The organism is Xanthobacter sp. NM-25 (assembly GCF_022138605.1).
Classification (GTDB): Bacteria; Pseudomonadota; Alphaproteobacteria; order Rhizobiales; family Xanthobacteraceae; genus Xanthobacter.
On record NZ_JACBFS010000004.1, the window covers coordinates 489,141 to 502,688 of the forward strand.

Sequence of the window (13,548 nt, forward strand, 5' to 3'; positions counted from 1 at the left end):
GGCCCCCTCCTATTCCGCGCGGGCGGTCAGGGTGTCGAGGGAGAGGAACAGCGCCCCGCCCTCATTGCGCACCAGCAGGGTCTTCACCTGCCCCTCGTCGGCGCCCAGCGCGCCGCCGGTCTCCAGGGAGATCACCCAATTGTGCAGCGGGCACGTCACCGCATGGCCGTGCACGATGCCCTGGGCCAGGGGGCCGCCCTTGTGGGGGCAGCGGTCCTCCAGGGCGAACACCGCGTCATCGGCGGTGCGGAACACGGCAACGCGGCCCTTGGGCGTCTCCACGCAGCGGGCGCCGCGGCGGGGGATGTCGTCCAGATGGCCGATGGGGGTCCAGGTAATATCGATGGTGACGGCGATGGGCTCAAGATCAACGATCTGCATGGCGCGCGCTCCTCACTCGGCAGCTTCGGCGATGATCGCCATGGGCTTGAACTCGTGCTTGTCCTTACCGGAGACGCGCTCCGACCACGGGTCCACCTGGGCGAATTTCTGGGAGAAGACGAAGCGCTCGAAATAGCCCCGGCGCCTGTCGGCATCGTCCATGATCTGGGCGCGCACCGCGTCATAGCCGATGCGCTTGGCCCATTTGTAGATGCGCTCCAGATAGCGGGCCCCTTCGCGATACATCTGGGCGAGGGCCACCACATGCTCCAGTGCCTCGTCCTCGGTCTTCACCGTGCCGAGGATCTCGGTGCCCTTGATGTCGAGACCCGCCGCGCCGGCGAAGTGGATCTCATAGCCGCTGTCCACGCAGATGATGCCAATGTCCTTGCAGGTGGCCTCGGCGCAGTTGCGCGGGCAGCCGGAGACGGCGAGCTTCACCTTGGCCGGGGTCCACGAGCCCCACATGAATTTCTCGATGCGGATGCCGAGACCGGTGGAATCCTGGGTGCCGAAGCGGCACCATTGCGACCCCACGCAGGTCTTCACCGTGCGCAGCCCCTTGGCATAGGCTTGGCCGGAGACGAAGCCGGCCTGGCCGAGATCCGCCCACACCGCCGGCAGGTCCTCCTTGTGGACGCCGAGGAGGTCGATGCGCTGGCCGCCGGTGACCTTCACCATGGGGATGGCGAACTTGTCCACCACGTCGGCGATGGCGCGCAGCTCGGTGGAGGAGGTCACCCCGCCCCACATGCGCGGCACCACCGAATAGGTGCCGTCCTTCTGGATATTGGCGTGCACCCGCTCGTTGATGAAACGGGACTGGTAGTCGTCGGCATAGGCGTCGGGATAGTCGCAGACGAGGTAGTAATTGAGCGCCGGGCGGCACTTGGCACAGCCGCAGGAGGTCTTCCACTCCAGTTCCTGCATCACTGCCGGAATGGTCTTCAGCCCCTTGGCGCGGATCAGCCGGCGCACCTCGTCATGGCCGAGGTCGGTGCAGCCGCACACCGGCTCCACCGCGTTGGGTTGGTAAGCGTCGCCCAGGGTCAGCGCCATCACCTGCTCGACGAGGCCGGTGCAGGAGCCGCAGGAGGCGGACGCCTTGGTGTGGGCGCGCACATCGGCCAGGGTGGTGAGGCCCTTCGCGGTGATGGCGGCAACGATCTTGCCCTTGGAAATGCCGTTGCAGCCGCAGATCTCCGCATCATCCCCCAGCGCCGCCACCGCCGCCCGCGGGTCGTGCGTGCCCCCGCCCTGGTAGGACTGGCCATAGATGAGGGTCTCGCGCAGCGCACCGATGTCGGCGCCCCGCCGCAGCATGTCGAAATACCAGGGGCCGTCCGCCACATCGCCATAGAGCACGGCGCCGACGATCCTGTCGTCCTTCAGCACCAGGCGCTTGTAGACGCCGGCGGCGGCATCGCGCAGCACGATCTCCTGGCGGTCCGGCGCATCGGCGAAATCGCCGGCGGAGAACAGGTTGACGCCGGTGACCTTAAGCTTGGTGGCGGTCACCGAGCCCTGATATTCCCCCTGCCCGCCGGAGAGCCGGTCGGCCAGCACCTTGGCGCTTTCATAGAGCGGCGCGACGAGGCCATAGCACTGGCCGCGATGCTCGGCACATTCGCCCAGGGCATAGATGGCGGGATCGGACGTGCGCATGCCGTCATCCACCACGATGCCGCGATGGACCTCGAGCCCCACCGCCTTGGCGAGCTGGGCGGCCGGGCGGATGCCCACCGCCATCACCACCAGATCCGCCGGCAGCACCCGGCCATCCTTCAGCGCCACGCCCTCCACCTTGCCGTCGCCGACGATGGCCTGGGTGTCGGCCTTGGTGAGAATGGTGATGTCGCGGGCGGCGAGCGCCTTTTCCAGGAGATAGGCGGCGGCCGGGTCCAGCTGCCGCTCCATGAGGGTGGGCATGAGGTGCAGCACGGTGACATCCATGCCCTGGCGCTTCAGCCCATAGGCCGCCTCCAGGCCCAGAAGGCCGCCGCCGATCACCACCGCGCGGCCGCCGCCCTTGGCCGCATCCAGCATCCGCGCCACGTCGTCGAGATCGCGATAGGCGACGACGCCGGGCAGGTCCGAGCCCGGCACCGGAATGATGATGGGGCTGGAGCCGGTGGCGATCACCAGCTTGTCGTAGCTGGCGGTGATGCCGTTCTCGGCGGTCACCGTGCGGGCGGCGCGGTCGATGGTGGCGACCCTGGCGCCCTTGTGCAGGGTCACGCCGTGATAGGCGTACCAGGCCTCATCATGAATGATGATGTCCTCGTAGGCCTTCTCTCCGGAGAGCACCGGCGAGAGCATGATGCGGTCGTAATTGACGCGCGGCTCGGCGTTGAAAATGGTGATGTCGTAAAGGCCCGGGGCCTTCTCGAACAAGTCTTCCAGCATGCGCCCCGGGGCCATGCCATTGCCGATGATGACGAGCTTCTGGGTCATGGATCACACTCCGGATCACTGCGCCGCGCGCACGGTGTCGCGCTGGCGGGCCATGCGGGCGGCACGCTTGTTCTGGATGGCTTCGAGCTGCGCGGGGGCGGGATTGGCGCCGCCCTCATAGGCTTCGAGGAAGTCGAGCAGCTCCTCGCGATAGGCGTAGTAATCCGGGTGGGCGAGCAGCGCCTTGCGGGTGCGCGGGCGCGGCAGATCCACCTCCATGATGTTGCCGATGCGGGCGTTGGGCCCGTTGGACATCATCACCACCCGGTCGGCCAGCAGAATGGCCTCGTCCACATCGTGGGTGACGCAGATGGCGGTGACCTTGGTGCGGGCCCACACCTCCATCAGCACGTCCTGCAGCTCCCAGCGGGTGAGGCTGTCGAGCATGCCGAACGGCTCGTCCAGCAGCAGCAGCTTGGGAGAGAGGGCGAAGGCGCGGGCGATGCCCACCCGCTGCTTCATGCCATTGGAGAGATCGGCGGCGAGCCGGTGCATGGCATCGCCCAGGCCGACGCGCTGGAGATAATATTCGACGATGTCGCGCCGCTCGGCGCTGGACGCATCCGGATAGACCTTGTCCACGCCGAGCGCCACGTTCTCCCGGGCCGTCAGCCAGGGCATCAGTGAAGGCGCCTGGAACACCACCGCCCGGTCGGGCCCGGCGCCGGAGACCTCGCGGCCATCGAGGATGATGCCGCCGGAGGAGATGGCGTTCAGCCCCGCTGCCATGGAGAGCACCGTGGACTTGCCGCAGCCCGAATGGCCGATGATGGAGATGAACTCGCCCTTGTTGATCTTCAGGTCGAAGCCATCCACCACCGTCAGCGGTCCCTTGGGGGTGGGATAGACCTTGCGGACGTCGGAAAACTCCACATAGCGCCGGGCGATGGGCGACTGGGCCCGCTTCTCATAGGCGGCGGGCAGCTTGGCCGGCTTCTGGGTGATGGGCACCACATTGGGCAGCACGATCGCGCTGGCGGCATCCACCCCGCGCTTGGCGCCGAGATCGAGCAGATATTCGGTGACCTCGCCGCGAATGCGGATGAAGTCCGGATCGGAATTCATCGCCGCCCGCTCGCGGGGGCGCGGCAGGTTCACGGCGAAGGAGCGGCCCAGCGTCGCCTCCGGCCTCGGGGTGAGGGGCAGGATGCGGTCGGCCAGAAGAATGGCCTCGTCCACATCATTGGTGATGAGGACAATGGTCTTCTTTTCCCGCTCGCAGATGGTGGCGAACTCGTCCTGCAGCTTGGCGCGGGTCAAAGCGTCGAGGGCGGAGAGGGGCTCGTCCAGCAGCAGCACGTCGGGCCGCATGGCCAGCGCCCGGGCCACCGACACCCTTTGGCGCATGCCGCCGGACAGCTCTGCCGGCTTGCGATCCTTGGCGTGGGAGAGACCCACCATGTCGATATAGGTGGCGACGAGGTCGCGCCGCTCGGCCTTCGGCAGGGCCTTGTGCACCGCCTCCACCGCCAGCGCCACATTGGCCTCCACCGAGAGCCACGGCATCAGCGCGTAATTCTGGAACACCACGCCGCGCTCCGGGGCCGGGCCGGTGACCGGCGCGCCCTTGAACAGCACCGTTCCGGAATCGGGCTGGGCGAGCCCCGAGAGCAGGGAGATGAGGGTGGACTTGCCGGAGCCGGAAAAGCCCACCACCGCGATGAACTCGCCGTCTTCCACCTTGAGATTGATGTCGGCCAGCACCGGGTTGCGGGCCGGCCCGACGCCGAACCCCTTCGCGACCCCGCGCGCTTCCAGAATGGTGACGCTCTCGCTCATGGCGCCCCTCAGCGGTTCGAGGAGAAGGTGAAGGCGGACTGGAGCGCGAACATCAGCCGATCGAGGATGAAGCCGATGATGCCGATGGTGAACACCGCCACCATGATGCGCGCCAGGGAGGTGGAGGAGCCGTTCTGAAACTCGTCCCACACGAACTTTCCAAGGCCCGGGTTCTGCGCCAGCATCTCGGCGGCGATCAGCACCATCCAGCCCACGCCCAGCGACAGCCGGAGCCCGGTGAAGATCAGCGGCAAAGCGGAGGGCAGCACCAGCTTGCGGATGGTGGTGAAGGTGGAAAGCTGCAGCACCTTGCCGACATTCACCAGATCCTTGTCGATGGAAGCGACGCCCAGCGCGGTGTTGATCATGGTGGGCCACAGCGAGCACAGGGTCACCGTCACCGCCGAGATCACCATGGACTTGGGCAGCCAGTCCGCCGGATCGAGATAGACCGCCGACACCACCATGGTGACGATGGGCAGCCAGGCCAGCGGCGACACCGGCTTGAAGATCTGGATCAAGGGATTGATGGCACCGTTGAAGGTCTTCGACAGGCCCGAGGCGATGCCCACCGGAATGGCGATGAGCGTGCCGATGAAAAAGCCCAGGCCCACCGTGAGCAGCGAGGTGAAGATCTGGTCCACATAGGTGGGCTTGCCGGTATAGGCGCGCACCTTCACCCGGTCCGCATGGCCCTCGGCGATGAGGGCCTGGTTGCGGGTCTCCTGGCGGGCATAGAAATCCGCCGCCTTCTGCCGCTCGGCGGCGTGGTCGGCGAACAAGGCGCCGGCCTGCTGCACCACCTCCAGCGGGCCGGGAATGGCGCCGAGCGAGGTCTGCACCTTCGGCGCCAGGAACGCCCAGGCGGCGAGGAACACCAGGATGCCGGCCAGCGGCACCAGCAGCACCCGCTTCAATTCGCCCAGTTGCTCGCCCACATTGTCGCCGGCGGCGATCTTGGCGAGGGGCACCACGAAGCCGAGGCCCAGCACATTGAGCCAGCCGGAGGCGCGGTTGATGGCCTGGAAGACCTTCTCCCGGCGCGCCGCCTTGGCGGCGGCGCCATCGAAGGTGTCGGACACGTTGGACATGGCTTGAATCCTGTCTGGCTGATGTCTGCCGTGGTGCCGGGAGCGGGGCTCAGCCGCCGGTGATCTCGCTGCCCTGAACCTTCTGTCCGCCCTTGAGGCCGATGGGCAGGGAGTCGATATAGGCGTTGGGGGTGCGGCCGTCGTAGCTGACGCCATCGATGAAATCGGCGGTGGCGGGCTTGTAGCCGTCGGAGCCGAACGGGAAGTCGCTCGCCTTGGCCTTGCCCTCGTCCACCAGCGCCTGCGCCGCCTTCAGATAGAGGTCGGGCTTGTAGACGGACTTCGCGGTCTGCGCATACCAGGCGTCGGGCTTCTGCTCGGGGATCTGGCCCCAGCGGCGCATCTGGGTGAGATACCAGATGGCATCAGAGTAATAGGGGAAGGTGGCGTTGTGCCGGAAGAAGACGTTGAAGTCCGGCACCTCGCGCTTGTCGCCCTTCTCGTATTCGAAGGTGCCCGTCATGGAATTGGCGATGACCTTGGCGTCAGCGCCCACATATTCCGATTTGGCCAGGATCTTCACCGCCTCGGGGCGATTGGCGTTGTTGTTCTCATCAAGCCACATGGCGGCGCGGATCAGCGCCTTGGTCAGCGCCAAGGTGGTGTTGGGGTATTTCTCGGTGAATTCCTTGGTGAGGCCGAAGACTTTTTCAGGATTGTTCTTCCAGATCTCGTAATCGGTCACCACCGGCACGCCGATGCCCTTGAACACCGCCGCCTGGTTCCACGGCTCGCCGACGCAATAGCCGACGATGGTGCCCGCCTCCATGGTGGCCGGCATCTGCGGCGGCGGCGTCACCGAGAGCAGCGCATCGGCCTTGATCTGGCCGGAGACATCGGTGGGCGAGTAATAGCCGGGGTTGATGCCGCCCGCCGCCAGCCAGTAGCGCAGCTCGTAATTGTGGGTGGAAACCGGGAACACCATGCCGAGGTTGAACGGCTTGCCCTCGGCCTTGAACTTCTCCACCACCGGCTTCAGCGCATCGGCCTTGATGGGGTGCACCGGCTTGCCATCGGCGCCCATGGGAATCTTCGGCTTCATCATCTCCCACACCGCATTGGAGACGGTGATGGCATTGCCGTTGAGATCCATGGAGAAGGGCGTGACGATGTCCGCCTTGGTGCCGAAGCCGATGGTGGCGGCGATGGGCTGGCCCGCCAGCATATGGGCGCCATCGAGCTCACCGGTGATGACGCGATCGAGCAGCACCTTCCAATTGGCCTGCGGCTCCAGCGTCACATAGAGCCCTTCATCCTCGAAGAAGCCCTTCTCCTTGGCGATGGCGAGGGGCGCCATGTCGGTGAGCTTGATGAAGCCCAGCTTCAGTTCGTCCTTCTCCACCGGCAGCGGCCCGGCGAGAACCGGGGCGCTGAGAGCGAACGGGAGCGCGGCGCTCGCCAGCGCGGCCAGCGAGGACAGGAGGAAGAGGCGCTTCGACAGAACCTGGGTCATGGTGCCGATCTCGGTTGGGCGATGCCCGGTGGGGTCCGTCCCGCCTCGGCGGGGGTGAAAAACGCAAAAAGCCGCGAAACCAGCGCAAACGCCCCGAATGGGGTGCGCGCGGTTTGGCGGCTTTGCCAGGGTGCCCTTCGTTGGGCACCGAATATTGGGATGAGTTACGAAACCATGCCCGCCCTCAGCGTGCAAGTGCTTTTATGCTGCGATGCGCCATCTGCTGTTTATTTGATGCATCTGCACAAAACTTGAACACGCCCATCTCAACTCTTGATCACAGGAAGATCCATCTGCGCGCGGATATAGGCGTCGATCTGGTCGGGATCGAAGATATGGCCGTCGAAGAAGCCGTCCGGGCCCAGAACCAGGCTCTTGTTGGCGGCGCCCACCACGGTGGGGGTCAGCAGCGCCCCCTCCACTTTCAGGTTCGCCCCCGGCAGCGGCGCGCCGAGGCCCTTCAGCGCCCGCCGGTAGAGGTCCGGCCGGTAGGAATCGCGGGCGATCAGGGCATTGCGGGGCGCGTGGGCGCAGAAGCCCCAGCGCACCATCTGGCTGTAGAACCACAAGGCGTGGCTCTGCCAGGGGAAGGTGGCGGCCTTGGCGGCGGTGAGGAAGAAGTCGTCCACCCCGATCACCCGACCCGGCGCCACCTCCATGGCTCCGGTGAGGCCGGGCAGCAGCAGGCTGGGATCAAGGTCGAGGAAGCGCGGCGCGCCGAGGATGCGGGCCAGTTCCTGATGGTTGGCGGGCTCGGCGCACCACAGAGCGGCGCGGTAGAGCGCCCGCAGGAAGGCGTCGAGGGCGGCCGGGTTCGCCTCGGCCCAGGGCCGCGCCACCCCCAGCACCTTCTCCGGGCTGGAGCGCCAGATCTTGGCCTTCACGGTGGCGATCTGCCCGGCCCCAAGCCGCACGGCGGCGGTGTTCCAGGGCTCGCCCGCGCAGAAACCGTCGATGCGCCCTTCCGCCAGGGCCGCCGGCATCTGCGGCGGCGGCAGCACCACGATTTCCACATCGCGATCAGGATCGATGCCGCAGGCGGCGAGCCAGAAGCGCAGCTCGAAATTGTGGCCCGAGAAGGAATAGACCACGCCGAAGCGCAGCGGCGGCAGCCCCTGCCCCCGGCGCAGCGCCACCGCGCTCTTCAGCGCGCTGCCGACGATGCCGGCATCCAGCGTGCCCTCGGCGCCGAGATCCTCCAGCTGCCGCGCCAGCGCGGTGGAGACGGTGACGGCATTGCCACCGAGCCCCATGGCGAACGGCGCGATGAGCGAGGGCGAGAGCGGAAACAGGCCCAGGTTGGCGGCAATGGGCATGGGCGCCAGCATATGGGCGGCATCGAGCTGCCCCACCGCCAGCCGGTCGCGCACCCCGGCCCATGACGGCTCGCGATTGAGCTGCACCAGGAGCCCCTCTTCCAGCGTGAACCCCTTGGCCACGGCACTGATGAGGACGGCGGCATCGAGCAGCGGCACGAAGCCCACGCGGATATCGGCCTCTTCGGTCACGGCTAGCCCTCCAGCAATCCAGCGGCCATGACGAGGCTCTGGGCGATATCGGCAATCTTGCGGTTCTGGTTCATGGCGGTGGTGCGCAGGAGCTTGTAGGCCGCCTCCTCCGAGAGCCCGCGCGACTTCATGAGGATGGCCTTGGCGCGGTCGACCGTCTTGCGGTTTTCCAGCTCGCTGCGCGCCTCCTCCAGCTCCCGCGCCATGCGCGAATAAGCGTTGAAGCGGCTCACCGCCATGTCGAGAATGGGCTTCACCCGCTCCTGCTTCAGCCCGTCCACCACATAAGCGGAAACGCCGGCCTCAATGGCCGCCTCGATGGCTGCCTTGTCGGAGCGGTCCACGAACATGGCGATGGGCCGCTGCACCGAGCGCGACAGCAGGAACATGCTCTCCAGCATGTCGCGATTGGGGTTTTCGAGATCGATGACGATCACGTCCGGCGAGACCCGCTCGACGATGCGCGCCACCCCCTGGATCTCGCGCACCACCGTCACCCGCGTATGGCCGGCGGCGCGCAGGCCCTCCTCGATGATCTGCGCGCGGATGGCGTCCTCGTCGATGACCAGAATGGAAAGGTCCGCGTCCCGCATCACGCCACGTTACCCAGAACGATCATTGGAAGGGGAGGAAGCACGCTTCGCCGCACCGGTTCAATAGACATCGCGCACATAACGCCTCTGCGCCGCCAGCTCCGCCACCTTTTCCCGCGCCTTTTCCGCGCTCAGCCCCCCATGGGTGGCGATGAGCGCGCCGAGGGCGGTATCCACATCCTTGGCCATGCGAGCGGCGTCGCCGCAGACATAGAGATGGGCCCCCTCCTCCAGCCACGCCCACAGCGCGGCGCCGGCCTCGCGCATGCGGTCCTGCACATAGACCTTGGCTGCCTGGTCGCGGGAGAAGGCGGTGTCGAGCCGGGTCAGATGGCCCTGCGCGCGCCAGACCTCCAGCTCGTCGCGATAGTAGAAATCGCAGGCCGCCTGCTGCTCGCCGAAGAACAGCCAGTTGCGCCCCTTGGCGCCGGTGAGCGCGCGCTCTTGCAGGAAGGCGCGGAACGGCGCGATGCCGGTGCCGGGGCCGATCATGATCATGGGCGTCTCGGCATCCGCCGGCACCCGGAAGTGCGGCGAGGCCTGCACGAACACCGGAACGTCGCCATCGGCCTGATCCGCCAGGAAGGTGGAGGCGACACCGCCGCGCAGGCGCCCCGCGCCGCCGTAGCGCACGGTGGAAATGGTCAGCTCCACCTCGCCGGGCACCATCAGCGGGCTGGAGGCGATGGAATAAAGGCGCGGCTGCAGGCGCTTGAGCTGCGCCACGAACTCCGCCGCCGGCACCGCTCGGGGCGCCCGCGCCAGCAGGTCCGCCAGTTGCTTGCCCCACAGCCAGCGCTCCAGCTCCGGCCGCGGGCCGGCCAGCAACCCGGCCAATGTCTCGTCACCGGAAACGATGCTCCACCAGCGCAGAACATCCGGGTTCGGCCGGGCGATCTCATAGTGGCTGGAGAGGGCCTCGCGCAGCGACACGCCGAAGTCGCCCGGCGCTTCCGCCTCCCCGTCGAGGCTGAGCAGGCCGAGCACCTCCGCCACCAGTTCCGGCGCGTTGCGGGGCATCACCCCCAAGGCATCGCCGGCGCAATAGGGCAGATCGCCGATGGCAAGACCGATGCGGCGCACCTCCTTGCCGCTGCCCGGCCCGTTCAGCACCTCATTGCGCACCCGGCGCGCCAGCAGCGGGTGGCGGCGATCCGTCCCCGGCCTTTTGGCCGGCTCAGCCGCCAACACCGGCGCCGGCCCCGCCGTGAGGGCGGCGAGCGCCCGGCCCTGCCAGGCGGCGACCGCCTCGTCCCCATCGGGCTCGCAATCGGCCCGCTCCAAAAGCCGCGTCGCTCCGAGCGCGGCGAGGCGCGCATCGAGCTTGCGGCCGAAGCCGCAGAACTGGGCATAAGTACTGTCGCCGAAGGCCAGAACGCCGAATTGCAGGCCCTCCAGGCGCGGCGCCTCCTCACCGCAAAGTCGCGCCCAGAAGGCGCCCGCATTGTCCGGCGGATCACCATCGCCGAAGGTGGAGGCGACGAACAGGGCTGGGCCTTCGCCCAAGGTGGTGGGGTCGAGCCCGTCCAGTTCCGTCAGCCGCACCGTGCGGCCCGCGCCGCGCAAGGCCTCGGCCAGGGCGCCGGCCGCCTCCTCCGCCCGCCCGGTCTGGGAGGCGAAGGCCACGGTGACCGCCGGCCCTTCAGGTGCCGCTTCCGGCTGCGGCGAGCGGGAGAACAGGCCCGCCAGCAGCCCATCCACCAGAAGGCGGGTGGCCTTCCCCAGCGGCGCCTGCGGCGGCAGCACCGGCACCCCGGCCACCGGCTGCGCGCCGAGACCGCTCAAAAAGCCCTGCAGATAGAGCTTTTCCTCTTCCTTCAGCTGCACCTCGATGCGGGTGGGCAGGCCGAGTTGCTGCGCCACGGTGGCGAGTGCCCCGGCGGCGGGGAGCGCCGGCACCAATGCGCCAACGGGGGCCAGTTGCGGCACGCGGCCCGATGACTGCGCCATGGCGTGCCTCTCCCTCGGCGCCTCGACCCGGCTCAGCGCCACGGCGGCAATCTTCAGCTCCGGCTGATGGGACACGGGATCCACCGCATCGCTGGTGACCTGGTTGATAGCGATGCCGTCGCCGAACACGTCGTTCCAGTGGAAGGGCGCGAAGCAGGCATTCTCCTGCACCCGCTCGCTCAGCACCGCCGGCAGCACCGCCCGCCCCCGCCGGGAGCGCACCTCCACAAAGTCCCCGGCACCGATGCCCATCTCCGCCGCCCGGCGCGGGTGAATTTCCAGGAACGGGCCGGGGTTCAGCTTGTTCAGGGTCGGCACCTTTCCGGTCTTGGTCAGGGTGTGCCACTGGTGCTGAAGGCGCCCGGTGTTGAGCACCATGGGGAAGGCCTCGTCCGCCGCCTCGGCCGGCTCCACATGGAGCGAGGGCACGAAACGCGCCTTGCCATCAGCAGTCGCGAACACCAGCTCCGGCGCCGTGCCATCCGGCTGCACGCGCCGGGGCATGTGCTGCCCGTCATTGCGATAGCGAATGGGGTTGCGGGCGGCGCCATCGGCGGCGATGGGCCATTGCAGCGGGCCCGCCTTGAGCCGCGCATGGCTGGCGCCGGAAAGGTCATAGCCGGTCTGCGGATTGGAAAAGCCGGAGATCTCCGCGAACACCGCCGCCGCATCGGTGTAAGTGAAAGCGGCGCCGAACCCCATGGCGGTCGCCACATCGGCGATCAGCCGCCAATCGGCCCGCGCCTCGCCCGGAGGCGGCACGGCGCCGGCGGCCAGCGTCAAGGTGCGCTCGGAATTGATCAGCACCCCGTCCGCCTCCGCCCACAGGGCGCCGGGCAGCAGCACATCGGCATAAACGGTGGTTTCGGTGTCGAGGAAGGCATCCTGCACGATCACCAGTTCGGCCGCCTTGAGCGCATCAATGACGATCTGCCGGTTGGCGACGGAGGCCACCGGATTGGTGCAGATGATCCAGCAGGCCTTGATGCGCCCGGCCCTCATGGCCTCGAACATGGACAGGGTGCCGGAGGCCGCCTCGGCCTTCAGCGTGCCCGCCGGCAGGCCCCAGCGCTGTTCGGTGAAGGCGCGGTCTTCCGCAGAGGCGAGGCTGCGCTGGCCGGGCAGGCCCGGGCCCATATAGCCCATCTCTCGCCCGCCCATGGCATTGGGCTGGCCGGTGAGGGAGAAGGGGCCGGAGCCGGGCCGGCAGATCTTGCCGGTGGCGAGGTGCAGGTTGCACAGCGCGGTGGTGTTGGCGGTGCCGTGGCTGCTCTGGTTGAGGCCCATGGTCCAGCAGCTGGTCCATTCCCCCGCCTCCGCGATCATGTCGGCCGCTCGCCGCAGATCGGCTGCCGCGAGGCCGGTCAAGGCCGCGACCGCCTCGGGCGCATAGTCGGCGAGCCCTTCGGCCACGCTCTCCCAGCCGGTGGTGTGGCGGGCGATGAAGTCTGCATCGGTGGCGCCGTCCTGGTGCAGCAGGTGCAGCAGGCCGTTGAGCAGGGCAAGGTCGCTGCCGGGGCGGATCTGCAGGAACAGATCCGCCTTTTCGGCGGTGGCGGTGCGGCGCGGATCCACCACGATGAGCTTGGCGCCCGCCTTCACCCGATCCATCAGCCGCAGGAACAGGATGGGGTGGCAATCGGCCATGTTGGCGCCGATCACCAGGAACAGGTCGGCGGCGTCGAAATCATCATAGGAGCCGGGCGGCGCATCGGCCCCGAAGGCCAGCTTGTAGCCGGCGCCGGCGCTGGCCATGCACAGGCGCGAGTTGGATTCCATGTAGGGCGTGCGGATGAAGCCCTTGGCCAGCTTGTTGGCGAGATATTGCGCCTCCAGCGTCATCTGGCCGGACACGTAGAAGGCCACCGCCTCCGGCCCGTGATCCGCGATGATGGCGTTGAGCCGCTCCGCCGTCTGCGCCACCGCCGCCTCCAGCGGCACCGGCAGCTGATCCTCCTTGCGGGTGGCGCGCACGAAGGCGCCGGTGAGCCGGCCGTGCGCCAGCGGCTCGGCGCAGGTGGCGCCCTTGGTGCACAGGCGGCCAGCGTTCACCGGGTGGGCCTTGTCGCCCGCCACCTTCACCACCTGTCCGTCGCGGACATCGAGCACGATGCCGCAGCCCACCCCGCAATAGGGGCAGACGCTCCTGACCTTGCCTGTGGCCGCGTGCGTGCCGCTCATGTTCGCCCCAAAACGAAAAAAGCCGCCACCGACGCCTCCCAAGGGGAAGCGCAGGTGGCGGCTCTGCCACGAGGGATCAGGCCCGAGGGCTCATCCCTGCCGCAACGCCCCATCCATGGGGCCTCGCGGCTATGAAACTGATGAATGCACTGCAGTAA

The 13,548-nt window shown here is 67.9% G+C and carries 8 protein-coding genes; all 8 read right to left on the minus strand.

Translation table 11 applies throughout. From position 1 onward, the window contains the following. Positions 1-9: 9 nt before the first annotated feature. Complete coding sequence (gene nirD / locus MEU52_RS13980) at positions 10-345, minus strand: nitrite reductase small subunit NirD (protein WP_443267102.1); 336 nt, start codon at positions 343-345, stop codon at positions 10-12. A 48-nt stretch (positions 346-393) separates the two neighbouring features. Beyond that, complete coding sequence (gene nirB, locus MEU52_RS13985; protein ID WP_238123066.1) at positions 394-2,835, minus strand: nitrite reductase large subunit NirB; 2,442 nt, start codon at positions 2,833-2,835, stop codon at positions 394-396. A gap of 15 nt (positions 2,836-2,850) precedes the next feature. After that, complete coding sequence (locus MEU52_RS13990; protein ID WP_238123067.1) at positions 2,851-4,614, minus strand: ABC transporter ATP-binding protein; 1,764 nt, start codon at positions 4,612-4,614, stop codon at positions 2,851-2,853. A gap of 8 nt (positions 4,615-4,622) precedes the next feature. Further along, positions 4,623-5,705 (minus strand): ABC transporter permease, encoded by a 1,083-nt coding sequence (locus MEU52_RS13995; RefSeq protein WP_238123068.1) that lies wholly within the window; start codon positions 5,703-5,705, stop codon positions 4,623-4,625. 49 nt (positions 5,706-5,754) lie between these two features. Further along, positions 5,755-7,158: a CmpA/NrtA family ABC transporter substrate-binding protein gene (locus tag MEU52_RS14000; RefSeq protein ID WP_238123069.1), complete on the minus strand. Its 1,404-nt coding sequence runs from the start codon at positions 7,156-7,158 to the stop codon at positions 5,755-5,757. Between the two features lie 266 nt (positions 7,159-7,424). Beyond that, positions 7,425-8,666, minus strand: a complete 1,242-nt coding sequence (locus MEU52_RS14005) for a CmpA/NrtA family ABC transporter substrate-binding protein (RefSeq protein WP_238123070.1) — start codon at positions 8,664-8,666, stop codon at positions 7,425-7,427. A 2-nt stretch (positions 8,667-8,668) separates the two neighbouring features. Further along, the gene (locus MEU52_RS14010) at positions 8,669-9,259 is read right to left on the minus strand and encodes an ANTAR domain-containing response regulator (protein WP_238123071.1); all 591 of its coding nucleotides are present in this window, start codon (positions 9,257-9,259) and stop codon (positions 8,669-8,671) included. Positions 9,260-9,319: 60 nt separating this feature from the next. Then, on the minus strand, positions 9,320-13,390 hold the full coding sequence (locus tag MEU52_RS14015) for a bifunctional nitrate reductase/sulfite reductase flavoprotein subunit alpha (RefSeq protein ID WP_238123072.1): 4,071 nt from the start codon (positions 13,388-13,390) through the stop codon (positions 9,320-9,322). Between the last annotated feature and the right edge of the window lie 158 nt (positions 13,391-13,548).

What these genes read in the sequence shown, in the direction of transcription:
- MEU52_RS14000 (WP_238123069.1), bottom strand. Translation starts at nt 7,158, where the DNA reads ATGACCCAGGTTCTGTCGAAGCGCCTCTTCCTCCTGTCCTCGCTGGCC.
- MEU52_RS13995 (WP_238123068.1), bottom strand. Translation starts at nt 5,705, where the DNA reads ATGTCCAACGTGTCCGACACCTTCGATGGCGCCGCCGCCAAGGCGGCG.
- MEU52_RS13990 (WP_238123067.1), bottom strand. Translation starts at nt 4,614, where the DNA reads ATGAGCGAGAGCGTCACCATTCTGGAAGCGCGCGGGGTCGCGAAGGGG.
- MEU52_RS14015 (WP_238123072.1), bottom strand. Translation starts at nt 13,390, where the DNA reads ATGAGCGGCACGCACGCGGCCACAGGCAAGGTCAGGAGCGTCTGCCCC.
- MEU52_RS14010 (WP_238123071.1), bottom strand. Translation starts at nt 9,259, where the DNA reads ATGCGGGACGCGGACCTTTCCATTCTGGTCATCGACGAGGACGCCATC.
- nirB (WP_238123066.1), bottom strand. Translation starts at nt 2,835, where the DNA reads ATGACCCAGAAGCTCGTCATCATCGGCAATGGCATGGCCCCGGGGCGC.